Source organism: Neisseria sp. HMSC055H02 (assembly GCF_001813335.1).
In the GTDB taxonomy this organism is placed as follows: Bacteria; Pseudomonadota; Gammaproteobacteria; order Burkholderiales; family Neisseriaceae; genus Neisseria; species Neisseria sicca_C.
On sequence record NZ_KV812115.1, the window covers coordinates 1 to 1292 of the forward strand.

Below are 1292 nucleotides of genomic sequence, written 5' to 3' on the forward strand. Positions count from 1 at the left end.
GGAACAAAGAGGGCTGGGAAATTATTTTTTGGATTTAAAAATAGTAAGCGAAGGAATTAATGTTTATTATCATAGATATATTGTTAATAATTGTGGACAATATATTCCTGATAAATATTCTTCCGTGCAAGGAAATTATACTAAAAATATGACGACTTCCTATGGATTTTATCTGCCTCAAGATTTTATTCAAATTGTTTCCGAAATTCCTATTGGCTGTTGGAAATGGAATTATGGTAAACCTGATAATTCTACCATAAATTCTCTAACAAAATCATTTGATTATATGTTTCATTACCAAACCCTTTGGGATGGTAATGATTTTTACAGTTGCCCTAAGAAACCTTAAATCACACGAGGAAATGCAGTAATGTCTCAAACTAAAAATTTGTTTTGGATTTATCTGGAAATTATACAAGCGAAGTATTGTCTTATTATTTATGGGAACAGAAAATACTCCGTCTAAAACGGATATTTTGTCGAATAATTGGAGATGAATATGCAAGCGTTTGTATATTATTTAATCAGTTTATTTTTTGGAATTATTCCAGGTTTTATTCTTGGAGTTAAAATTTATCGTAGGATTTCGGGAAATAAATCTTAAATGAATAGGAAAGAGCTATGATAGGAATACTTTTTTTTATTGCCAATATCACTATATTTGGTTTTTTAGGATTTATTATTGGGATAGTATTTGAATGGAAGAGCAAAAAATATGAAATCCTACGTTCTGAAAAAAGGCTTTTGTTTTATATTGTCGGTGCGATACTTTGGTTTTTTATAATGTTTGGTGATGAAATAATAGGTATGTATCAGCTAAAAAAATTATGTGAGTCTGAAAAAATCTTTTTAATAAAGGATGTCAGTAAACTAAGAAATAAAAATTTAATTTTGGAATTTGATAGTAAAAATCGTGGGAATGTTAGGTATTCTGCTATACCTATAAAATATAATGTATCGAAGTATCTGGATGCTTCAAATCAAAGTGAAATTTTTACATATAAGACATATATGCCATACGGAGGGTGGTTTTCTCGAATGATGGCATCTTTAATCGGCGCAGGAGGATATGTATTGTTTTTTGATAAGAAAGAAGTATGTAAATCATCAGATTATAATATTTTGAAAGAGAAATATAAATTCTCCATATCAGATATTATCTATAAATAATTTAAGCAAGCCGTAGCCTGCATAAAGTCTCTGTTTCACCAGGTCGGATGTGCACGGAATAGACGCACGCAGTTGTTTGAATTTGGTATTGTAAGGTCGTCTGAAAATTTCAGACGACCTTT

At 29.8% G+C, this 1292-nt stretch carries 2 protein-coding genes; both read left to right on the top strand.

Features of this window, described 5'->3' with window-relative positions; translation table 11 throughout:
* Nucleotides 1-349, top strand: a 349-nt coding sequence (locus HMPREF2907_RS12985) for a tetratricopeptide repeat protein (RefSeq protein WP_168165210.1), incomplete at its 5' end; no start/stop codon positions are given.
* 272 nt (nt 350-621) lie between these two features.
* The gene (locus HMPREF2907_RS08710; protein WP_070682189.1) at nt 622-1170 is read left to right on the top strand and encodes a hypothetical protein; all 549 of its coding nucleotides are present in this window, start codon (nt 622-624) and stop codon (nt 1168-1170) included.
* Nucleotides 1171-1292: the final 122 nt, after the last annotated feature.